Source organism: Pseudomonas putida S13.1.2 (assembly GCF_000498395.2).
Classification (GTDB): Bacteria; Pseudomonadota; Gammaproteobacteria; order Pseudomonadales; family Pseudomonadaceae; genus Aquipseudomonas; species Aquipseudomonas putida_Q.
Genome location: NZ_CP010979.1, coordinates 5,798,177 through 5,821,561, shown reverse-complemented (window position 1 = coordinate 5,821,561; position 23,385 = coordinate 5,798,177). Strand labels below are relative to the sequence as shown.

Genomic DNA, 23,385 nt, shown 5'->3' with positions numbered 1-23,385 from the left:
GTTTACACCGCGTAGTCCGTTTCCAGCTCGATCTGGCTGTAAATGGCGTTAGTCTTCGGATTCAGTGCCTTCACCTTGAATTTGCCCTCAAACTCCATATGCATCTTCAGAGTGACCTGCACCCTCTCCCCGGCCTTGAGCGTCAGCGTACCAGTTGCTGGGTTCACAGCACCGCCAGCCTTGGCCTCACCCACCACCTCGCCCTTGCTGCTTTGAGCCTCCAGCAGGATCTCGAAGTCGCTCTCGGTCGAGAATATGTCTGCGGCCTCAACAGCTACCTCAATCACCGGCACCCGCGTGGTAATGCGCTTGGCGCCGTTCTTGTAAGAGATGCTGATCGCCGCCTTGTTGAGGCTCGGCTGCGCCTCGGCTTTCAGCTGCATGGTGATGACCGGTACCACGCACTCTTGCAGTGAAGCACCGCCGTGATAGTACAGAAGCCCACTGCGATAAGCGGCGAGCGTTTGCGGCCCGGCGAACTTGGCAAAGTCTCCACGGATACCCAGCTTGTCGGCCCCCATCACCAGGTGGTTGGCATCTGCGCTGCCATCACCCAGAGCGCAGCGGTCATGCACGACCAGCCAGTTACCGATCGGCTTGCTACACACGTCCCCTGCCCCCGCATGGTTGTTCATGAAGAATCCATGGTCAGTGGCAATCACGACTTCATGAAAACCACGCTGGGTCAGCTTATGTACAGCCACCCGAATACGTTTGAGGGCGTTTGTGATTTCCGCAGGCGCGGTATCCGGATGATTCTCGAAATGGCTGTCGATCTCCACCGCACGCAGCACCAGTAAATCGATGTCAGCACCAAAATCAATCCGATCCCGAACGAAGTCTTCTAACCGACCTTCGGCAAACCGCTGACCATAGCGTTTCCTGAACACCTCCATGCGCTGCGTTACGGTGTTGACCAATTGATCGCCCAGCATGGGCTGAATGCTCTGCTCAGCATTGCGCAGGAACAGCTGCTGACCTGCCCCCGGCAACAAGCTCGCCATGCCAACTGGAGTCACACTGGGCAACTGCGCCAGAGCGGTACTCAGCGTAACAACACCATCCTCTGCCAACTGCCGTTCCAACGCTACGCCCAGCTCGTAGCGAAGGGCATCAATCATCAGGTAGGCAACCTTACGACCGTTCTGTTGCAGCTTGGGCGCAACCAGCCGATCAAATACATCTGCGTTGGCGAGATACCCCGGCAATGGCCAGCCGCTACTCTGCAAATGGCGGGTGAAGACGACCTGCACCTTCTCAGCCAGCTTGCCGTACTGCTTTCGGGCCTGTTGCTTAACGGGCGTCATCACCCCATCGGCATCCTGCCACTCGAAATCGCTAACGGCCTGTTCGAACTCGCGATGCAGACGATCGACCTCGCGCAGCGAGCCCACGTAGAAATCCAGCAAAGCCTCCAGGTTACGAGTGTGGTCCCCCAACTGACGATCCAGATCTTGACAGCTCTGTATCAGTTCCAGAGCCGAGCGCACCAGATCCCACTGACCATAGCTTTCGCCCTTGCCAGTCCATACAGAGCGCTGGTGCTGCTCAAGAATGCGCCTTACCTGATCGGTGTCATCGCCGAGAATGGCCGCAACAGCACGATTGAGGAAAGTGCGTTCTTCGAAGGGGAAAGTATCCCGCTGGCCGAGATTAACCAACTCGGTGCAGTGTTCGACCAGCCCCAGCTCAGCCTCGACTTCCTCAGCCCTGTCGATGTACAGGCTCTGGGTCCGCCGATCATTGCGCAGATCATCACAGAGCCCCTCGATCACAGGTCTGGCTATGCTATCTGCACGTGGAATGTCGGCCAATGCCGCTGGTAATTGCTCGGGCAGATCGAAGACGAACTCGCTGAACAGCACGAATCGCCACAGCTCGCTGGCAATCGAAGACCAAGTCTTGCCCTTCGTCTTCAGCGACAGACCAATGCTACTCTTCAGCAGGTCACGGGCCTCGCTTACCCAGGTATCACTATTCTTGAGGTCAGTTTCTTGTGAGGCGCTCGGTGCCAACAGGGCGAAGATGATGTCACGACTGGACTCCACCTTGAGCAAGGCGCGCAGATTCGGCCAACCCAGCCCTCCCCCAACGGCGTCGATCACCGCGAAGCTCGGGTTGGGGTCGGCCTGGAAGATCTGACGAATGGCAATGGACTGATCGGGCTTAGCCTTCAGACACAGGCTGAGAAAGCTGTCACCGTCACCGCTCGGAAAAATCTCGCCACAGGCGCCATAGATCGCAAAAGGATCGGCTTGCTTGGCCTCCTCGATCAGTGGCTGAGTAACCGGGACATAGACCAGCAGCTTTTCCAGCTGCCCCTTGCCCAGCGCGACCAGTGCCTTGCTCGCCTGCTCGCGGCTGAGGATGCTGCTCTCAGATGCATCTACCACCTCGCAACGCTCGTCAGCCAGCGCCAGGCAGGTTTCCCTATAGCGCCGCTCCGGGTCGTAAACAACCAACACACCGCGCTTCGACAGCCGCGCCGCGAGGATTTCCTGTTGTATGAAGGTCTGAATATTCATCAAACAACAGCCTCTTCAACAGAGTTGAGCACTGACCAGAGGTCATGTAAATCGGAAGACTCGCCATCAGCCAACTGCTTCATTGCAGCCTCAACCAACAGGGCTCGGTTACGCAGGAATGCTGTGAAGTCTGCATTCAAGAGCTCTACGAACTCGTCACCGCTAACAGCGCCATAATTCGCCTTGGCTAGATCGTCATAGTCGATCAGGTGCGTCTTGAGACGCTTGCGCACAGTATCTTCACCAGCCCACTCCACGCGATCTTTCAGGTAGTTGAGAGGATCTTTGCGGCCAATGCTTCGATTGGTTTTCCAAGTGATCAGTGCACAATTGAGCGCCAGATAGCTTGGGATATTGGCCTCAGCCAGCAAAGCATCGGGGAAGACGTGGTGATACTCCCGCCCCTGCAAACTCTCGTACGAGGCCGGCTTGTGGTCAGCGAAATCGACTGCCCCGAGGTAGGTCGTCACCGCCATGATGGCTCGCGCCTCGATACCAGCTCCCTTAGGCCAACCTGCATTCATCAGCTCATCCACGGTCGCCAGAGGATGCTGGGAGCGATCCAGAACAGGCACCCCTGCAAGATCTTCATCCGAAAAGCTCTTCTTCTGCAGTAGTAGTTTCAGCGCCTTGAAATCGGCAAAGGCCCGAGATGCAGCAGAGTTCTCGTAACGATCACTGAAGAAGGACGACCACAGATAACGGCGCAGCAATTTCTCCGCATTGCCCAAAAAGTCTCCATGCTCCGGGATCAGCGCATAGCTGGCTGCCAATACGGCCAGCACGGCATTGGTCGGCAACCGTGCGGAGTCGTAGATGCCCTGGCTCGCCAGCATCGCCACCATGCGCTCCAGGCCACGCTCAAGCGTCGGCCAATTGTCCAGCATGAGCGTCTTGGACATCTCCACCATGCCGCGTGTATTGGGGATTTTCTCCTGAAGCAGCGCCGATGTTGAAAGAATCAGGTCACCCAGCTCGCCATAGCGGCGGACGTACGGGCACTTCTCGTCCAGTGCCACTTGAAGTTCATGCAGCGAGCGGCCAGCGACGCTCTCGACCTCAGCAACAATGATGTCGTACAGCGAGAGCGGCTTACTATTGGTATTCATATTGATGAACACCTGTAGCGCCACTTCCTTGGATGTGCCGGCCGGTAACGAGAGATAAGGCAGATTGAAGTGGGTTACCCGCTCGCGAAGTGTGCAGAGTTCGTTCTTGAACTGCTCGCGCAAGACGTTGTACTTCTCCATCTGCTCCCAGGCATCAGAATCGCCTTTGCTCGGCCGCAAGTGGTTGGTCGCGCTAGCCAGCCAGACATCGATCTCGCCAACCAAATCACCTGGGCGCAGAAGGGAAATGGGCACGAACCCACGCTCGAAACTGCTTCTGGGATCATCAGCCCAACGGGGCATGTGCAGGCCATTCTTGTTGATCCAGCGCGGAATGCAGCACACCTCCACCTCATCGCCCGACTTATCGTAGTAACGGTCGAACTGCGGCAAATATACGAAGTAGGTTTCCCACTTGTAGTTGTTGTGCATCGAGCGCCAGAAGGCTGTCAGGCGCTGCTGACCATCAAGCAGGTGCTGGTTCACACGCCCTGCTGCCGGAGGCTCGGCGGTGGAGATGTAACGTGACTCGAACTTCTCGACATCACCCACCTCTAGCGCCAGGGTCACGCCCACAGGCAGGTTGTTGATGATGGTATTGAGAAACCCGGTCACCCGATTGCGATCCCAGGCCTCGAAGCGCTGGAAACGTGGCAACTTCACCTGCCCTTGCTGGATGCTCTGGAACCAAACCCCCAGTGCCCTGTCCTGGGCTTTGCTGGACTGCTGCATGATGCTCATTCGGTGCTCCCTGCTTTCTTGCGGCCCCGGGCCTTCGCTGGCTTCGGCTCTGGTTCGACATATAAATGTTCTAGGTTGTGGGCGATGGCTAGCGACTTGTCGATGATGCACTTCTCGCTCACCCGCTGCGGCCAGTAGTTCATCGCCATGTGTGCCCAGTCATAGTCGCCTTTTTCCAGCTTCACCCAGGTATCTTTCAACACCTTCTGCCAGGACTTGAGGCTGAAAAGTTTCCACAGGGGGGCGGCGGTGAGCTGTACGCCGTCGTCTTGGTTAGGGCGGAAGTTGGGAGCGATTTCCAGCAGGCTGTCGCGCAGGTCGGCTAGCTCGTGCTCCAGAGTAGCGAGCGCCTCCAAATCCTTCTCCTCCTGACGGCTACGGTTGGGGCCTTTGCCGCGCAAAGTAGCCAGCTCATCGCGCAAATCCTCCAGCTTGGGATCAACGAAGTCGTTAACTGCCGTGAAAAGCGTCTGGTCGCTCAGGCTAGGGTAGTAGAGCCATAGCGTGTAGCTACCGGAAGCGGTCGCCAGCGGCCAGTAAATCGGCGCCTTGCGGGTGCTCTTCGTGTAGCGCCTGAGATGGTCGGCAAAGAATCCACCTGGACGTCGAAAGTAATCTCGAAGCGACTTACAACCCAGTCTTACGCATGTCTCTTCCTCAATAACGTCTGCCTGCTCCTTCCAGATTGAACGAAGTGCACTTTGCAACCGCTCAACAACGTCCGATCTATGGCCTTCTTCATCAACAAGCACACCAGACCACGCAATGGCCAACGGATATTTTTCTGGTAACTCTTGCTCAGAGGCGGGGAGGCCTTTTTCGTTTTGAAGCATGCCTGGAGGACATACTGGCAAGGGAGCGAAAGGACTTGGTAACGATTCAGGCTGACGCTCTCCCGTTGCAAAGCGAATATCCCAACGACCGAATACACAACCTACAAGGTAGGATATATGCGCCTCCTCAGTAGCGTAAGGAGAGGCATCCAGAACAAAGTCTGAGTCTTCAGCCGAAGACTCTTCGCCATCCGTTTCAGAAATATCACCATGTTGATGAGCTATGGCTTCCCGCAAGTCACGTTCCACTGTCTCTGCCTGCTTCGGTGTAAAGCCGTAGGCATCTGCAACCAAACTTTCACCGTATTCACCTATGAGGCTATAGCGATCGAACGCCAGTGCAGCGCCACCACCAGAATAATCGCAAATGCGAGCAGGCAATACGAACTCATGAAAAGGCTCGAAATTTTTATAGGCTTGTCGCCTTTTCTCAACTTCATCAGTAATTAAGGTACTGAAGTAATCTTTGGCATCGTCGCCCAATCGAGGCCAAGGCAACATCTTGACGCTCTCGACCAAGAAATTCGGAAATTCAAATTTTTCGCCATAAAATCGAAAAAATGCAGACGCCAAGCGTGACGCACATACACCTAAGGCTTCGGTTTCACGTCCTGAACTAGGAAACGCCATATAGCGGCTGACAGACGGAATGCAGTTGCTTGGAATTACGTAGGGGTAGAAACGGACTGCGCGGCGAGTCCAACTGAAGCCAGGTCGATAATAGTATCCTTGACTCCTCAGATATGCTCTTGGTTTCCCTTTTCCATCCTTGAAACCCCGAAGCTCGGCACCATGTTCTAAGTAATTCAGTTTCAACGTAATAGGGGAGTACCAAGGCTGCGAAGCTCCTGCCTTGACATGAAATGCCCAGCGCGGAGTACCTTCATCACGTCTACGAAAATATGCCTGCACAACAGGATCTTCGAAACTGCAGAAAGCTTCCTCATTTGTCGGGTAGTAGCAAAATTGCGTGTCTTTGGGGGGCACCTCCCACACAGCCCGCACGAAGCGTGGGTCGTCGCCGGTTTGCAACCCCACTCGCACACTAGCCACATTCGGCTCAAAACATTCATCGGAATTAAATTGCTTGATCGTGCTGGCGTCTACCCAATAGACAAAAGGTGAGTCTGGTAATAGATCAAAGGTCTTCTTCTCGGCCTTGAACAAGCGTGCATCAGTCTCGCCTTTGCGATGAGTAGCCACACAGACATCTAAGGCTTCATTGCGATTCGAGTCGGCAATAGCACGAATGACATTGGTAGTCGGGTGTGCAGTTCCGCGTTCCAGGACATAGGCTGCCGCCTCCACCATTGCATCGTCCATCACTCCCTGACCAAGATCGGCAATTACCTCGATACCAGAACGACCTAAAACGACGTTCTTCCTCCAGTCTGTGAAGCTGGTCAAGAAGAAACAGGTTCTTGAGGTAATTGCTCCCAGACGTCCCCCAATTCGAAGCAACGACAATCCACGATCAACAAAAATGCCCAGAAGATCATTACCAGAATTCGTATAGGTATCAGATAAATAGCCCTTCACACCAAGGGATAACGCCCCAAACGGCGGATTCATGACAACCGCGTCAAACACTTCGCGGCACAAGTCAATCAAGCGCAACCCCTCCAAGGCATCCTGAGCAAATAGCCGTCCCTGGTAAGTCGATTTTGTTGCCTGTGTGAATTCGACCAGTGCCGCACGCAGGCGGGCTTCAGCTTGGTCCCAGCTTTCTTGTTCCTCCGAAGCAAACAAGCCGGTGCCGGTGCCAACATAAACCTGGCGAATCAAGTTGGGTAGCTCGCGTTCCACTTGCAATAGCACGCCGAGTTCAGGCAGGCCATTGAGCAGTTGCAGAGTCTTTTCGAACAGCTCAGCATCGCGCTTGTCAAGGCTGGCGGTGAACTGTTGGCATAACTCGCGCTCGGCCGGTGGAGCAATGGCAGCGACTACATGTCCACGCCCCACTTCCGGACGCTGCTGAACCTTGACCCCTGCATCGTGCCAGGCGCGCTGCGCCCGTAACCACAGCGCCAGTGAGGCTATTTGTGCAGCGCGAGGGTCGATATCCACGCCGTAGATATTGTGCTCGACGATCAACCGCGGTACTTCACGCAGGTAGGCCTCACGGTCGGCGTAAGAGTGGCTGAGCGGCAGCCAACCGGCATTCGGCTGGGAAGACACGTCCAGCGAGCCTGGGCCATGAGTCTGCTCCCAGTCCCAGGCTTCCTGATATAACTGCAAGAATAAGTCGAAAGCGTACAGCCCAAAGTGCATTGACCCGCAGGCCGGATCGAGCAGCTTGAGGGTGCGCGGATCGCGCAGCCGGATGCTAATCTCAGGCTGTTCGTCCGGCTTGACTAGCAGGTATTGACAACGCCGGCGTAAGTCAGTCTGTCCCCCAGTAGCGTTGAACCACAGACGCCCCAGGGTGTTGTCGACCAAGAACTCCACCACGTAGCGTGGAGTGAAGAACTGATTACGTACCGCTAGTTCGCGGCTGTTACGCGGCGCCTGGCTGGCATCGCGCATTGCCTTGCGCTCTTCCTTAGAGTTGAAGTACTGGTAGATCCAGCCGATGGTTTCGTCTTCAGCCCATAGCGGCTGAATCTCTTGGTGATTCAGCGCTTGCAACACTTCAAGCAACGCTGGCTCGCGAGGGAACAGGCGCCCCTGTGCGGCATAGCGGTCGAATAGCGCCGGCAGATCGATGGCGAACTCATCAAACAGACTGAACAGGAAGGTGCGGTAGGCTTCACCAGTTTCACCCAGAGCACTACCAGCTACCATCTTGTACAGTTCGAAAGCCTGGGACTGCTGCCCTTGGCTGACCACCGCCGCCGCCAGCAGGCCTCGCGCCTCCATCATCAGCAGGGCAGCAAGCCGGTTGAGTACAGTGAAGGCCTGCTCGCGAATGATGCGGTCGATGGCGGCGATACGATGGGCTTTGTCGTCCTCATCCACAGCCAGATAGTGCGCGAGGGTGTCGCGCAGCAGTTGAGCAGTCTGTCGATCCCGGTCACTCAGGTGAGCCAGCCGCTCCATGCTTGCTACATCGCCACTGTTCGGGTCAATGCCATAGGCCTGCTGCAATTGAATGCTGAACTCCTCACTGAGCAGTCTTCGGCAACGACTGACCAGCTTTTGCAGGCAATTGCGGGTGCTTTGATCAAATGCCATGGATTACTCCTCCACCTGCACATCAAGCTCGAAGGCGTGGGCGTATTTCAGTTCGCTCTTGAGCTTTTGCAGCACCTGGATCATGGCATCCAGGTCGGACAGCGAGGTAATGCGCGAACGGGCCTTGAAGCTGCGGGTAATGGTCTTACTCTCTTGCACCCCCACCTGTTCTTTTTCCTGCTGCTCAGACTTGACCTTCTCTTGTAGGCGTTCGCGCCCCAAGCGCTCGATGCGCTGCTTGAGCTGCTGCACCTGGCTGTGGATTTCGTAGTCACGATTGACCAGTGCTTGCAAGCCAGCAATATTCGATTGTACTTGGAGAATTAAACCTTCCAGGTTACCCAGTAGCTCCTGCTGCTCTTGTAGGGTCAGCTCGCTCCACTCTGGGACGCGTTGCAAATCGACTTCTGCCGCTTTCAAGCGCTCAGCCTGAGCTGCCTGCATGGCCTCAGCAGCACTGCTCACCTGAGCTCGCAGGTGGGTAAGGCGGGTATTGAAGTCGGCTGAGTGGCTATGGAAGTCCAGCTGATGCAAACGCTGTTCCAACTGGGCAAACGGCTCGGCAAGCTCCTCCTTGAGCCGAGCGGGAATATCGGTTTGCGGCAGCCCATCGATAGCACGGCGATGATGTTGAAGATCGCGCAGGGTTTGCTCCAGGCCCTGCTCCAGGCTGTTACGCACATCGGCGGCCCATTTGAGGGTTTCGTAGAGGGCCGAGTCCTGCTTGCCTAGCCGTTGCGGCGCATCTGAGGCATCGGTCAGAAGGACATCGGCGATATCCCGGCTCAGGCTGTCAAGGCGCTCAACGCCCGGCAACCCTAAACCTTTGAGTTTTTCCGCCAAGGGCGCATAACGCTGTTGCAGGTTGGGAAACAGCTTGGTGGTCGCCTTGCTGATTGAGTCCTCCAGCGGCACGACCAGGTCGCCGCTCAGTTCGGTCAGCCGGGCCGAAGCCAGGGCGAGCATTTCCATCGAGGGCTTGTCATCACGCAGGGAAACACCGACGCTCTTGAAGCTATTGTTGGTCTTCAACGCATCGATGGCTTGCTGGCCGTTGACGGTGACCTCACGTCCAGCGACTTTGAGCTTGATCTCACCTGCCACCAGCATGGCGGCCAGCAAATAGCGGAGCGTGTCCGGAGACCACCCAAACGGCGCATCGGCGAACTTCTCGCTGAGGCTCTTGCCCTCGACGATCCCCAGCCGGTCGATGTAGTCGCGGATGCTGATCAGTGCCCTGTGGTCGGTGCGGATGTTAGCCTTAGCAGCCTGAACATGCACCAAACTGAGCGGATCGAGCTGGGTAGTAATGCCGGTGAGATTGCCAACACGCAGGAACTTCTCTGCCAACTCGGTAGCTGCGCGCACAGGTGCTTCGCCATAGCGGTCGAACACCTGGTCCGCAACTTCGCCCAGGTGTTTTCGAGCAGCATCAGCCAGCTCTGTACCCAAGTTCGCCACGGCATTTACTTGGCCCCGGAAAACGAAGGAGCCTTGCAGCAGGCTGCGCTTGATCAGGCGCTCCAGCTCAGCATTCAAGCGATTGGCACGATCCGACTGACCATTGCAGTACTCCTTGACCTCCTGATCAGGGTCATTCCGGTACTTGTTGGCGATTTCCTTGCAGCGATAGATTTCCGCCGTCAGGTCGTCGATTTCCGGGGTGGTACGCCCGACCAGGAATATCTGGTACAGGGTCTGCTTCTGACGCGACTCATCCACCGAGCGAGTACGCGTGGCGTCGTAGTCCTTCGGATCGACCAGCTCGACGATGGTCTGGATGGTGTTGCGATCCCCGGCCAGAGCAACCGGAAGGCCGCCTTGGCTCTGGACCTTGAGGCCGGCTTGCACTACCAAGGAGCCGTGCAACTGGGTGCTCGGCAGCGGGCTGTAAGCAGTCGTCAGCGCATTGTTGGCGATACGCTTGAGTTCGACGGTACGCAGCGGAATCTGGCTGCGTTCTTGCTCGATATCGTTGAGCTTCTCGCTAAAGAAGCGCAAGCAGCCGTCCTGCTCACCAAAAGGAACTATGGGGTCACTAATCAGCTCTTCGACGGCCTGCTTGATTGCCTCCGCCTGGCTGGGTGCGGAAATGCTGCCATGCATTAGGCTGCTGACGTTCTGCCGGGTGATCGGCAGGTTACCGAGGATCTGCAGGACCCCTACAGTCTTAGCGATATGCTGGTGGATCGCCGAGTGGCTGAAGCGAATCTTGCAGACGCTTTCAACGGCCTTGTGAATGCTGGCGAATGCGCGCTGGATATCTTTTTCCAAGGCGTCATACAGCGTCACCGTGGTGGCCAGCCAGCCCACCGGCTGATCGGCGATGGGAGTCTTGCCCTCGCCCGGCTCGACCAGCACATCCTGGATCACCTTGATCGCCGAGCGAAGACCGATACCGCCCGTGGAACGCGCCAGAGCGCCCAGCAGATGCAACAGAATGTCAAAGTGCGCCGGCAGGAAGGGGTACAGGTTGGTGAATGTAGCCTTGTCGAAATCCGCGCCGTAAGCGCGGGCGTCCTCCAGTTTGGTGTTGTGACGTAGGGCTTGCCCATATTGGTCGAACAGAGCGCCAATCTCGGCGCTCCCTTGCGGCGACTTGCCGAGCAGACGGGTGTAGCAGATTTCCTTGATGTCATTGGCTTCCAGGTCGATCTGGATCGGGAAGCGGTCTTTGAGCTTGAACAGCTGCGGCGAGTTGAGCGAGGCGCGCGGATCGTCCTCGGTCAGAGTTTGTTGCGCGGTACCGATGATCCAGACCTTGCCATCACCCAGGGCCTTGAGGTTCTTGGCCAGACCGTCGAGATTGAGGATCAGGTTGGGACGCGAGCCGACGTACTGCCCCACCTCATCGATGATGAAGATGATGTAGTCCTTGCCGGAGGCCTCACGGGCGATTTCCAGCATCTCCTGAACACGGTCGTTCTCGAAACGGATGACCTCGCTGGACTCGGTGCTGAACGAGCTCTCGGTCTTAAACAGATTCGGGTAGAGCTGGTGAGCAATGGCCGGCACCAGGCTATCTACGACCAACTCGTCATTGCGATAGTTCTGCCATTGTTCGCCCCCCGTCATGTCCTTAAACAAATCGAGGAACTCCTGGTAGCGACCATCCTTCTTCAGTTTGCGCTCCAAGGCCGCCACCTTGAGGTTGCGCGAATAGCCGGCCCATTGCAACACCTTGTAATAGAGGACGGTGGAGACCTCCTCCATGGTGGCACCCGCCACCTGCTCGCTGGCTAAGTCGAGCATCAACACCGCCGCCGGGAAGCGCTTAGCCACGGTGCTGAGCAGCTGCCGAGTAGTAGTCTTCTTCAGGCGGTCTTGCAAGTGCTGAATGAACGGCACACTGTCAATCTTGATGCTATCGTCGAAGGCCAGGCCTAGGTACTTGGTCAACGAGCTCTTGCCAGAGCCGTAAAATCCGGAGACCCAGACCCCTACCTCGTTCTCACCACCAATATCCATGGCTGCCTGCATCTTGAGTAGCAGTTTGTTGAACTGCTCGTCGATGCTGTCGGTCACTACGTATTCGCCGATCTCCGCCTTGAGGCGCTCCTCCTGGGAGATCCCGTAGGTGATGACTTTCTCGATGCTGCGGTAAATGTTCTTGCTGGGGTCGAAAAGCTGTTTGATTTCCATACGAGTCTCTAATTCTTAGCCGCCGACATGCACTGAGCGGTAGTTGCCGTCCTCGGGGTAGAAACCGAGGAACTTCAAACGGGTCTTGCCAGTGCGCACGCCGGGGTAAAAAAACACGGTGGGCACGTGGAATTTACCTTGCAGCTTCCCTTCGATGACACCGATGCGCATGAAGGGGTGCAGGGCCTCAAGATCGGACACCAGCAGGATGGCCTTGGGCTTGCCTTCCAGGATGCTTAATTTGGCTTCCAGCCGATCCTGGAGGGCGCCGTTGGCAATGGCATTCGCAAGGGAAGTATTGGTCTTCTCCCAGGATTGGGGGGCACGTTGGTCTGCTGCCAACCAGATCTTACGCAGGGGTGCTTTACCGAGGATGTCGGCGATTTCGTCAACAATGGAAAGCGTATGGACATCCCAACCATCGTTACGCAGCCGCGCTTCCCAGGCGGGCTGCTGACGCTTCACCTCCAGAATCTGCTCCGGGTGAAAAACCAGATAAAAAATCGGCTCGAAACTGGCGTGACCGAACTCGCGCCCCTGCCGAATACGTTCGATTAGCTCGTTGAAGTCAGCCTTGAGTGAGGACATCGATCACCTCGTCCATGTGCTTGTATATCCAACTGATGTGAGTGACCTCGGCAGCGGACTGCATGATCAGTAAGCCTTGCAACGACAGGCGCTTGAATTGATCGCGTACATCTTCGCGTTCCAGGCCGAACAGTTGCCAATCGCTGTGACCAACAATCTGGTTGTCTCCCAGCCCCTGAAATTTCAGGTCGTAGGCCAGGTATGCAGCGACCTTGGGTTGGATCCGGAAGGGCAGAATACGGCGGGGACCACGGCCATTGTTAGAAAGCAGCTCATAGTTGGCACAGCAGCCAATCAGGTATGAGGAAATGCGTTTAATGGTGCTGTCCGACCAGGATTTCTGAGTCTTACCCTTGCGGACAGCGGTCAGTACGAACTCGCGGGCCTCATCCAAAGACAGGCTGTCTCGTCCGGCGCTGTAGCGCGGCCAGTACTGTTCACGGACGAACTCCCCCAGGATCAGGTTGGCTCGCGCGGTGTGCAGGAACAGCAACTGACTGAGCTCCTGGCGCGTCAGACTACAGGCTAGGCGCTTGAGCGCAGCAGCTACTCCCAGCGAACGCAGGTAGCGCGGAGCAAAGCTCTCGGCGACGATGTTGTGTAAGCGGCGAGCCGAGATCAGAGGGAACAATCCCGAGACCAAGGCCTTTTCTGACAGCTCACTGGTGCTCATTCCAGGCTGGTAAAGCCCGAGCAGCAGCCGTGTTTCCTCGATGAGTCCCAAACCCGCCTGGAGCTGGGTGGTGTAGAAACGTGTTGCGCTCACTGCGCCTCCCGCAGGTATGGGAAACACTGGATCCCCTTGTTGAAGGCATCCAGGTATAGCGCAGCACAGGACTTCAGAGAATCCCCCAGCCCATCCCTCAAATCGCCCACGACCACCGGTCCCTCAGTGGCACTGGCTACTTGCCCTGCCAGCTCAGCAAGGCGCGCAAGCGCCTGATCGCGACTGGTGACCGTGACACGGATGCTGGCCTCGGAGGGCTTGTCAGCAAACACGCTAGCGGCGGACTGCTCGAAAATCTCGGGGAGCCTGAACAGGTGAAAGCTGCGCCCCTCCCCAATGTGCTCCTCATGCTTGCGTGCGGCGGCAGCAGTCACGCCCTGGTACTGCGCCAGAGCCGTAGAGCGGGCGAACACCGGCCCCAGGAAGGCTGCGGCGTTGGGGCTGTAGAACTGGCTAGGCCACCAGGCTGGCTGCTGCTCACCGAGGTAACCAATGAGCACTCGCAGCTCGGCGATGATTTTTGCGTCCTTGATCATAGGTGGCATCTCGTCGTTCGACTGGCAAATGACTGAATCATAAGGGGTAATGCATCGATTTTGGGCAAAAATCTTGGGTCAATACATCAGTTTAGTAGCAGCTCTACATGAGGGTGGAGGCTGTGCGCCTAGAAGGCACAAAGATCAAAACGGCCTGGTACCTCGCACAGAGGGGAGCCTGGACGCTGCACAAGCATGTAAATGCGATGCTGGATAAAACCGTACGTGAGTTGCACGGGTGCGGCCTGCCTGGATATTGAGCACGGGATCGAGCCGAAGCAGGAAATATTCTCCAGCCGCTTCTTAGGCATACGACTGCGCGAGTTTCCACTATTTAGGAGGCCGTCACCACTGCATTGAAGCCCCCAGGTAATCCCCCCCGCAGGAGTCCATGACCGCCGTGCACGGTTGTTAGCACGTCCGAGCTTACCCTCGGCGGAGGCGCTTCAGCCGCCCCACCCGCAAGCATCGTGCCCCCACAGGCCTCAAGCGCAGGTGCTGAGCATCTTTGACAAGATACTTCACGACCTTGTGCACCTGACACCGAATCGACCGGTCACGCCTTTCGATGCGACCAATACCGCACTCGCTTCCGTATTGCCCCTTGTAGTGGTTGCAACTGTGCACGTAGCCCTGGCCATTCGTTATGTCATCCCACAACTCGCCGAGCTGAATGGCCTTGAAAACGTCTCCACGCACCTCATTGCCATTGAAGAAGTAGGCAGCGTGAATGTGGTAGCCCCCACCATCATTCTTGTCGCCCTGCTCCACGGAATAAATGTGGCCGATGAGGTGCTCAAAAATCGTATTGCGCTTGTGCTTGGCAATCAGTTCATCTAGGTCATCGAAGACATGCTCGACTCGCAGCCTGACTTGAGCCTCACTACGGTAGTGGAAGTCGACCCTGACGATAGTGATGCGTGAATAGAGCTCACATAAGGCATCGGCGTAGTCGCATACTTGGATCTCCTGCTCCTTGGCCTGGTGACGAAGGTCATGCTTCCTGCGGAGATACCACCGCTCACGAGTCAACTGCCGGATCCTGGTGACTAAAAGTTTCATGCTGAGATTATGATCCAGGTAGGCCGCGCCCTGTTCATTCAGACAGGCTGGACCGTCAGGGTGACGCTCCAACCCGATGTCCTGACATGCAGCCCTGAACGCTTGCAGGTGCTCGCTGTAGCTGTATTCGATACGGCCTTCGAATAGGTCCACCATCTGCTGGATGTGATCGAAGTAGCGAGAGATCCTAGCCTCTTGGACGCGTTCGCAACCTGGCCGTACCTGCTTGATTCGGAGCGCAGGTAAATCGGATTTTTCAATAGCCTGTACAAGACGCTCAATCTGGAGAGCAATATTAGCCTGGGAAAGATGAGTGTATTTTTTGCGATTAATCATGAATGCATGCCTGGTTTGTTGGTATGTATACCAGTCACGCGCCATGTAATTTTTAACCTGTGTAGTAGGTGCTGTACCGGGTGAGTGTCGATGAGTGATAAATTACTAGGCAATGATAGTCAGAAGATATATCACTAGAGGCAGCCCAGCCCATTACCAACTATCCCGGCGAGACTTGGCAATGGGGAGCAACATTGCCCTGCCTGCCGAGAGGTTTGCTAAATCGAATTCAGGGAGAGTTAGCTGAGAACTCATACTCTTCCAAAGCGGCATAAACGCCATGACCAGCCGTAGCTAGTCATGACGCAAATAGTCAACTCTAGTTGGCCACACTCCGTTGGCCAGCGGAGCGCACCGCAGCCCCCTCTGCCAGATCACGCTCCCCGATCCTAGCCAGGATCCAGTCATACACCTCGCGGTCGATCCAACCAACGCAGCGGTCCCCCAGCGACACCGGTTTCGGGAAGTTACCTTCCGCAATGTATTTGTAGATGGTAGACCGGGCAAGGCCGGTCGAATCGATAACTTCTTTCAGGCGGACGATCCTCATGAACGGGCTCCTAGTATTCGCTCACAGGATTGGTTTGTCCTGTAAGAAAATACTGCGCATGCCTAGCTGGGCATGACAGAAGCTGATGCCAGTACGCATCTCGCACTAGCATCACATGCAAAAGGATTCACTAGCCTTCGTCCGTTGAGCCTACATTCTCATTACACGCATCGCCCCCTCCGGAGCAACGGGACAGCCAACTTTGCAGTTTGCTGACTTGAGACTACGCGCGCCCGCGCTAACCGAGAATCGAATCCCACAGTCCGCCTACAACTGCAAGTGGAAAACGGCCTATGCCGCCTAGCATTCGCCGCAAAACTAAAAGGCTACTCCCACGTCAGCGGGATGATAATCCTTTAGTCCCAAGATCTCACACAAAGAAAACGCAGCGCTCACCCACTCACCCCCAGCATTCTAGGCGCAGAACGACAAAATCGAAATCATAGAAGATTCCTAGAATTATCTATAAATAAACTTAGAATTGAAATTGAAATTTCATAGGCGGTGCATAGGATGCATATAGAACCTGCTAGAATCACTCCACCAATAAATAGTTTTTTTATTTTTACTTACAGATATCAATAGATTTAAACTATGAACCGGAAAGATGACTTTGTCCTGGCGGATGACTGGAATGATGAGCTGGCCATGCTACTCGAGGACGTGCGGAACGATCCTCGCCGGGACATTTGGCTATGGCTATACCTTGTTATTTATGAGAACGCTGACCTCCCATTCGAATCCTGCAATGGGTCGACTATGCGAGGCCAAATCGCCCGCCTTCTGGAAAGGAGGCGTTCCATTCTCAGGCGACTAGGGTCACTTAAAGACCAGTTTCTCGTCTTAGCTGAACGAATAAACTGGATAGATCAGAGCGAACGACAATACCTATGGTTGCGACCCAGAGTTGAAAGACTGACGACAGGGAAAAATCATTCGGGACTACCCCGGGGGCTAGTTCACCTAACCGGCAGGAGTCGTCTCATCGCTATGCTGGATATTTGGAATATCAACATTGCGGAGAAAGCTAAACAAATCGATTCCCTTCGCAATGAATGGCTACAGCACAAAGCAAAAGACAGTGATTTCGGATGGTTTGAAGATAAAAACGAAGGCCACTTACGCTGTAAATGCGCTTGGGACTGGCTGAAAAAAAATCGTTTACCCCCACATTCACTAGCCACCCCCATAACGAACCACACAGAACTAATTACATTCTTCGATCACGCGGAATTTGGCCCCACCGAGCAGAAAGCCATCATCAAGGCGATCAAGCAGTTGTGGAGCCGAAGACAGTTCGATGTGCGCGCGGTAGACAAGAAGCAGGTTAATGTCATGCTGGCAAAAACCGCCATCAACCTACTTGACGAGCTCGCAGAAAAGCACAAACTGAAACGAGCTCAAGTCCTTGAGCGGTTGATAACAATGGAATCCGAGGGTGGGGGATATTTAGTAGACAACCCTTACCCCCCTAAGGAAACTCCGAAATAGTTACTCAGCAGTCGGCGATGAGCGGAGTCTTGACTCAGTCAGGCCAGGCCTCCAAATGCCTTGACGCCGAAACCAGCGTTTAGCACCCGCGCAGTCAACAATTGCCGCCGTACTATCCACAGAGTCGACAGCGCAAACAGTGTGGTCAGTTGCGCCGTGTTGTCGGCCACTCCACGAAAGCGGGTTGCGATCGCCCTCAGCTTTCGGGTAGTACGGCTCGGTCAACGCCACCTATCCTCTCTACGGCAATACCTGCTCCATTTCGACCAGGAAACGCTCACGGTGGGTTTGCTCGCGCTTACGGCGTACTAAAAATGGGAAAAGCTCATCTGACTAATGGGTGGCGCTTATTAAGGGTGCTGGACGGCACCTCAGCCCAGGTCATCTGACCTGTACAGACTGTCCACAGATTCCTTTAGAGAAAGCAAGAGTAGGGATGCTACTCGACACCTGCCTTCCCATCTGCGCCGTCAACCTGACACTTGCGGTATTCCAAACGGTATTCCAAAGACATCTTCAAACAAAAAATAACCTTTAAAATCAATTTATTATGAAAACTATTCAGATTACCCCGGCTCACCTGCAGCCCCCCCGATCCGGTAGGCTACCGCGGCCGGCGATGGCAAAGGATGTAACTACCCCAACTGCAACTTAAACGCAGCGTACGCCGCTCCGGGCAAGCTGATCCCCTCACAAACCGCACGAGCATAAGCTTGCTCTTTCCCCTTCCCCGGCAGGTAAACCCCCAAGCCTTCAAGCCGGCTCATCTGCTCACCCAACCGTGAAGCAAAGCACTCGTCCAACAACCTGGGAGCAATCCCAATCACCAGCATCCCAGCCCCCGGCGATTCGCTACCAGCCCGAAAATCGCCTGCATCCAACGACCAATTAGCCCCCGTCACCCCCGCCGCAAGCACCTCAACCATCAACGCAATGTTAGCCCCCCTACCGCCCCCAAACGCCAGCAACGTCCCACGCAATGCCTCCCGCGCACTACACGTTTCATTGCCTTGCGCATCAACCGCCCAGCCTGCCGGTATCGCCTCCCCCGCCTCAGCAGCCCGCAACAGGTTCACGTAGGCCGTGGCACTGCTAGCTTGGTCTATCGCCAATAACCGGCCCGCTGCACTGGCCGCTGCAAATGCGATGGGGTTGGTGGAAAACATCGGCCGGCGCTGGCCCGCTACGGTGAGCAGTGGCGGACCATTGGTAACCGCCAACGCGACCAGCCCCTCGCGCGCCAGGCGGCGGGTGTAATAACCCAACTCGCCACAGGTAAAAGCGTTGAACTGCGCAAACAGGGCAATACCCAGTTGATGCGCATTGCTGCACAGCGCTGGGAAAGCGCGATCAAACCCCAGTTGCGCGATGCCTTGGCCCGCGTCGCAGCGGATCATGGCCGGCGCAACCTGGGTCACGATGGGCTCGGCAGCCGGGGCGATTCGGCCGGTGGCAAAGCCGCTGAGGTAGTCAGGTAAATGGCCGAAACCGAGTTCGTGTTGGCCATGGGCCTGGGCTGATACCGTGGCGTCGGCAAGCGCCGAGGCCACGGCGTGGCTGGCGCCGTGGGCCAGGCAGAGCTGGTGTGCAAAGGCGGTGGCATCGGCCAGAGACAGGCGCTTTTCAGGTTTGTGGTCTTCCATGGTGGCTTCGGTGCTCTCGGATTGAAGGTGTGCCGCAGCCTGAGAACCTGCAGGGGGCGGCGATAGCCGCTCCTGCAGGATTTGATGACCTTTACTGAATCATCCTTGGCTCACCCACTTTTGCAGCCTCGCGGTCCAGGCCAAACGTGGCGAGGATTTCTGCGATTTCGCCCGAGTCGTGCAAGGCCTGGATGTTCTTGCCCAGCGCCTCGCCCAAGGCTGCGTTGGCCTTGGTGTACGGGAAGGCGCTCTGCCCGGGCTCAAGCGTGGCCTTGACCCGTTGATCGGGCTCGGACACCTTGATGCTCTTGCCGGGGTAGCCGCCCTTCTGCTGCGAAGAAACGGCCACCGCGAAGCTGTCCGCGCCAACCTGAATGCGCCTGGACGCCAAGTCCTGGGCCATGGCCACCGGGTTGGGGTAAAGCACCAGGTTATCGCCAAAGGCCTTCTTCAAATCGTCCACCCACAGGTAGCCCTGCACGGTGCCGATACGCTTGCCATCCAGTTCGGAGATCTTGGTGTAACCCTCATCCGAAATAATGCCCATCACGTCCAGGTACAACGGCGCCGACAAGCCCAACGCCTTGCTGCGCTCTGCCGTGCGGTACCAATCGCCAATGCCGACATCGGCGCGCTTGGCCACCACCGCCTGCACGACGGCGGCGGTGTCCACCACCATGGTTTTGACTTTCAGGCATTCGCGCTCGGCGATGCGCTTGATGATCTCGCCATCCACGCCGCTCAACTGGTTGTTGGGCCCCGGTATCGAGTAGGGCGGGAACACATACGCCGCCACGGTGAGTACACCTGGGGTGATGGTTTCAAACTGGTTCGCGGGGGTGCATTCAGCCAGGGCGTACGGGGCGCCGGCCAGGGTCGAGCACAACAACATCCAACGGGTAAAACGTTTGAATGAGCGAGTCATGACGTCACCTTTGCAATAAGAGAGCAGCAGCCGAAATCGGCGCGAGTGGCATTTGTTGTTATGGCTGGCTGGGTGCCAGTCTTTTTTCCAGCGCTGCCACACCCAGGGTCGCCGGGGCACAGACAGCGGCATACATCAAACCGGCCAGTATCAGCACCGGCATGTACTCGAACGTGGAGGAGCCAATGGAGGATGCCCGGCTGACAATTTCTGGCAGGGCGATGGTGAAACACAGCGACGAGGCCTGGAACATCATGATCGAGAACCCCAGCAGTGATGGCAGCGCCACCCGCAAGGCCTGAGGCAGGATCACAAAGCGCAGCGCGTCGAAGCGGTTGAGGCCGATCACTTCGGCGGCCTCGGTTTGCCCTGCGGCCACCGACTCGATGCCACCGCGAATGATTTCACTGGTGTAGGCGGCCGTGCAGTACGCCATGGCCAGCGCAGCGGCCCAGAACGAGGTCAGGGTCAGGTTGACGCTGGGCAGGCCGAAGTAGAAGTACTGCAGCAGGATCAACGCCGGTGCACCACGCCCCAGTTCCACCACAACCAGGGAGGGGTAACGCAGCCAGCGGTTCGGCGCCGAAACGCCCAGTGCCAGCAACAGCCCCAGCACAACGCCCAGGCCCAGGCTTACCGCTGTCACCTGCATCGACAGCACAAAGCCCTTCCACAACTCCGGCAACCATTGCGCCCACATCGTCAGCAGTTCGCTCATCGGGCAATCCTCTGTTTCAACGTGGCCGACAGCCAACGTGAGCACAGGGCCACTGGCACGCTGAGCACCAGGTACACCACCGCCGCCGCGCTGTAGACGCTCAGGCCCTGAAAGGTTTGCTGTGAAACCTGGTAAGCCTGAAAGCTGATATCACCCACGCCAATGGTCGAGGCCACGGCCGAATCCTTCAGCAGGCCAATGGCGTAGGTGGCTGAGGTGGGAATGGCGATGCGCACCAACTGCGGCAACACCACATCGAAAAACCGTTGCGGTGCCGACAGGTTAAGCGCGTAGGCGGCTTCGAACTGGCCAGCGGGAATTGCCGCGAACGCACCGCGGTACACCTCGGACATGTGCGCCGCCGTAATCAGCCCCAGGCCAACCACCGCTGCGGTAAACGGCGACAGGCTGACATAGCCGCCACCGATGCCGAAGAAGATGAAAAACAGCCAGACAATTGGGGGGATCGAGCGCAGGGTCAGTACCAGCATGGCAGCCAGCACACTCAGCACCTTGACCCTGGACATGCGCAGGGCACAGATCGGAAACCCCAGCACTACGCCAACACAGAATGCCAGCACAGTAACGGCAATGGTCCAGGGTACGCCGTTCAACAGCATCATCAGGATGTCTTGCATCAGCGATTCCTCACGGCCTGGAGAAACTGCACCACCCGTTCATGCTGGGGCTCGCGCATCACCTGCTGGCTTGGCCCGTGCTCGATGATGCGCCCGTCAGCCATCACCACCACACGGTCGGACACGGTTTCGGCGAAGTGCATCTCGTGGGTTACCACAATCATCGACATGCCTTCGCCGGCCAGCTCTTTCATCACCGACAGCACCTCCAGCCCCAGCTCGGGGTCCAGCGCCGAGGTCGGCTCGTCGAACAGCATCAGCTCAGGGTCCAATGCCAGGGCGCGGGCGATGGCGATGCGTTGCTGCTGGCCACCGGAACAGCGCGCGGGATAATGCTGGGCCTTGTCAGCCAGCCCGACGCGTTCGAGCAGTTGCAAGGAGCGGGCGTCGGCTTCTTTGGGGCTGCGGCCCAGGGTGCGGATTTGCGCCAGGCTGACGTTGCGCAGCACCGTCAGGTGCGGGAACAGATTGAACGACTGGAACACCATGCCAATGCGCCGGCGCAACTTGAGCAGCTCGGTACGGGGCAACGCCTTGCCCGCTTCGATGTGCACGCCAGCCATGCTGACCCGCCCCTTGGTCGGCGGCTCCAGTTGGTTGATGCAGCGCAGCAAGGTACTTTTGCCCGACCCGCTGGGGCCGATAATGGCCACCACCTCACCCTTGTTCATTTCAAAACACACGTCGTGCAACACGGGGTAAGGGCCAAACTGTTTATGAATGCCCTCCAGGCGCAAGAACGGTTCGGCACTGGCCACCGGCCGCGGCGCCAAGGTGGGTGCGGTTTCAATCACGGTCATGCTGCTCATGGTTCTGCTCCAGCTATCGATCGCCGTCGACTAAGGGCGTGCGCGAGAGTTTGATCGGCCCGTTGGCGCTGATCAGCACCTGTTCTTCGAGCTTCACCCCTTCCCCACCGCCTTGCTCACCGATGTAACTTTCCACCGACACCACCATGTTTTCCTGGAACAGGCCGTCGTAACCCCACTCGGCGAAATCCACGGCGTAGGCGACGCTGGGGTACTCGTCCACCAGCCCGACGCCGTGCAGCATCATCATGTAGCGGTTGTGCTCAAAGCGCTTGGGCACCGGCCAGCAGTGTTCGGCAAACTCGCGAAAGGACAGGCCCGGGCGCAGCAGTTCGACGTTGTGGTTGATCTGCTGCGAGGCGATGTCGAGCAAGTCGCGTTGGGCCATGGTTGGCGCCTTGCCGGGGCAGATGAAGCTGCGCGAGATGTCTGAAAGGTAACCGCCGGGGCCGACCATGTCGGTGTCGAAGCAGACCATTTCACCTGCCTTGATGACTTTGTCGGTGGCGTCCTGAAACCAAGGATTGGTGCGCGGCCCGGAGCTGAGCAAGCGGCTCTCCGCCCACTCGCCGCCGTGCGCGACGTTGGTGCCGTGCATGATGCTCCACAGCTGGTTTTCGGTAACCCCTGGCACCAGGCTTGTGCGCATGCGGGCAATGGCCAGGTCGCACACGCCCATGGACACCTGGTGGCTGGCCACTTCTTCGGCTGATTTGATCAAGCGTGCCTGCTCCATCAACGGCTGCGCATCGAACAGCTCAATGCCCTGTTGCGTCAGGCGCTGCGCACCCCAAGGGTCGCAGCGGTCCACCGCCAAGCGGCGGTTGCCGCCACCGTGGCGGGCCACCAGGTCTGCCACCTCCTGTGCCCAGCGCTCGGCTTTTTCCTGCACGCGGGGGCCGGCAAGAAAATACAGCCAGGGAATCGCCGGGCGGATTTCATCGATGGTTTCAACGTGCTCGCTGTTGTGCCGGCTGCTGGTGAACTCGAACAGCACCACCGGGCCGTCGGTGGCCACGAACACATAGCGGCTGGGCGAGTGCATCACCCACAAACCAAGGTTGTTGGTGTCGGTGGCATAGCGAATATTGATCGGGTCGGCCAACAGAATGCCGGCGTAATCCTGGGCGCGCAGTTGCTCGCGAATGCGCCCCAGGCGGTAATGGCGCAAGGCTTTGCGGTCGATGGCGGCATACGCATCGAGTAACGCCGTGTCGACCGGCGCGATGGCATGTTCAGTGACCTTGGCATCGCTGCGAAAGCGCAGGTCGCGTTCGGTTAACGCAGTGAGCAGCTCAATGGAATCAGAACCCGTTTGCATGCAACAACCTCCGCTGG

16 protein-coding genes are annotated in these 23,385 nt (G+C 57.1%); 1 reads left to right on the top strand and 15 read right to left on the bottom strand.

Features of this window, described 5'->3' with window-relative positions:
- Positions 1–2 precede the first annotated feature (2 nt).
- From N805_RS25710 to N805_RS25665, 9 genes are all read right to left on the bottom strand, one after another.
- Positions 3–2,525: a PglZ domain-containing protein gene (locus N805_RS25710; protein WP_019470418.1), complete on the bottom strand. Its 2,523-nt coding sequence runs from the start codon at positions 2,523–2,525 to the stop codon at positions 3–5.
- Positions 2,525–4,375: a DUF262 domain-containing protein gene (locus N805_RS25705; RefSeq protein WP_019470417.1), complete on the bottom strand. Its 1,851-nt coding sequence runs from the start codon at positions 4,373–4,375 to the stop codon at positions 2,525–2,527. Before N805_RS25705 ends, N805_RS25710 begins: the two co-directional genes overlap by 1 nt.
- Complete coding sequence (gene pglX, locus N805_RS30625; protein WP_019470416.1) at positions 4,372–8,382, bottom strand: BREX-1 system adenine-specific DNA-methyltransferase PglX; 4,011 nt, start codon at positions 8,380–8,382, stop codon at positions 4,372–4,374. The genes N805_RS25705 and pglX overlap by 4 nt, the downstream gene beginning before the upstream one ends.
- A gap of 3 nt (positions 8,383–8,385) precedes the next feature.
- A complete protein-coding gene (brxC, locus tag N805_RS25690) occupies positions 8,386–12,024 on the bottom strand; it encodes a BREX system P-loop protein BrxC (protein WP_019470415.1) in 3,639 nt (1,212 codons plus the stop codon).
- Positions 12,025–12,039: 15 nt separating this feature from the next.
- Complete coding sequence (locus N805_RS25685; protein ID WP_019470414.1) at positions 12,040–12,612, bottom strand: BREX protein BrxB domain-containing protein; 573 nt, start codon at positions 12,610–12,612, stop codon at positions 12,040–12,042.
- Positions 12,593–13,378 (bottom strand): BrxA family protein, encoded by a 786-nt coding sequence (locus N805_RS25680; RefSeq protein ID WP_026034348.1) that lies wholly within the window; start codon positions 13,376–13,378, stop codon positions 12,593–12,595. Before N805_RS25680 ends, N805_RS25685 begins: the two co-directional genes overlap by 20 nt.
- Positions 13,375–13,875, bottom strand: a complete 501-nt coding sequence (locus N805_RS25675) for a BrxE family protein (protein ID WP_019470412.1) — start codon at positions 13,873–13,875, stop codon at positions 13,375–13,377. The genes N805_RS25680 and N805_RS25675 overlap by 4 nt, the downstream gene beginning before the upstream one ends.
- A gap of 426 nt (positions 13,876–14,301) precedes the next feature.
- Positions 14,302–15,273: an inovirus-type Gp2 protein gene (locus tag N805_RS25670; protein ID WP_019470411.1), complete on the bottom strand. Its 972-nt coding sequence runs from the start codon at positions 15,271–15,273 to the stop codon at positions 14,302–14,304.
- A 319-nt stretch (positions 15,274–15,592) separates the two neighbouring features.
- Positions 15,593–15,823 carry a helix-turn-helix transcriptional regulator gene (locus N805_RS25665; protein WP_019470410.1) on the bottom strand — a complete coding sequence of 77 codons (231 nt, stop codon included), beginning with the start codon at positions 15,821–15,823 and terminating at the stop codon, positions 15,593–15,595.
- Positions 15,824–16,813: 990 nt separating this feature from the next.
- On the opposite strand from N805_RS25665, the gene N805_RS30830 reads away from it, so the two are divergent.
- Positions 16,814–17,314 (top strand): hypothetical protein, encoded by a 501-nt coding sequence (locus N805_RS30830; RefSeq protein WP_177313742.1) that lies wholly within the window; start codon positions 16,814–16,816, stop codon positions 17,312–17,314.
- 635 nt (positions 17,315–17,949) lie between these two features.
- Here the strand turns inward: N805_RS30830 and N805_RS25655 are convergent.
- From N805_RS25655 to N805_RS25630, 6 genes are all read right to left on the bottom strand, one after another.
- Positions 17,950–18,957, bottom strand: coding sequence for an Ldh family oxidoreductase (locus N805_RS25655; protein ID WP_019470408.1), 1,008 nt, complete (start codon positions 18,955–18,957; stop codon positions 17,950–17,952).
- Positions 18,958–19,048: 91 nt separating this feature from the next.
- A complete protein-coding gene (locus N805_RS25650; RefSeq protein WP_019470407.1) occupies positions 19,049–19,882 on the bottom strand; it encodes a substrate-binding periplasmic protein in 834 nt (277 codons plus the stop codon).
- Positions 19,883–19,940: 58 nt separating this feature from the next.
- Positions 19,941–20,600, bottom strand: coding sequence for an amino acid ABC transporter permease (locus N805_RS25645; RefSeq protein ID WP_019470406.1), 660 nt, complete (start codon positions 20,598–20,600; stop codon positions 19,941–19,943).
- Complete coding sequence (locus N805_RS25640) at positions 20,597–21,238, bottom strand: amino acid ABC transporter permease (protein ID WP_016489256.1); 642 nt, start codon at positions 21,236–21,238, stop codon at positions 20,597–20,599. Before N805_RS25640 ends, N805_RS25645 begins: the two co-directional genes overlap by 4 nt.
- On the bottom strand, positions 21,238–22,047 hold the full coding sequence (locus N805_RS25635; RefSeq protein ID WP_019470405.1) for an amino acid ABC transporter ATP-binding protein: 810 nt from the start codon (positions 22,045–22,047) through the stop codon (positions 21,238–21,240). The genes N805_RS25640 and N805_RS25635 overlap by 1 nt, the downstream gene beginning before the upstream one ends.
- 13 nt (positions 22,048–22,060) lie before the next feature.
- Complete coding sequence (locus tag N805_RS25630) at positions 22,061–23,368, bottom strand: M24 family metallopeptidase (protein WP_019470404.1); 1,308 nt, start codon at positions 23,366–23,368, stop codon at positions 22,061–22,063.
- Between the last annotated feature and the right edge of the window lie 17 nt (positions 23,369–23,385).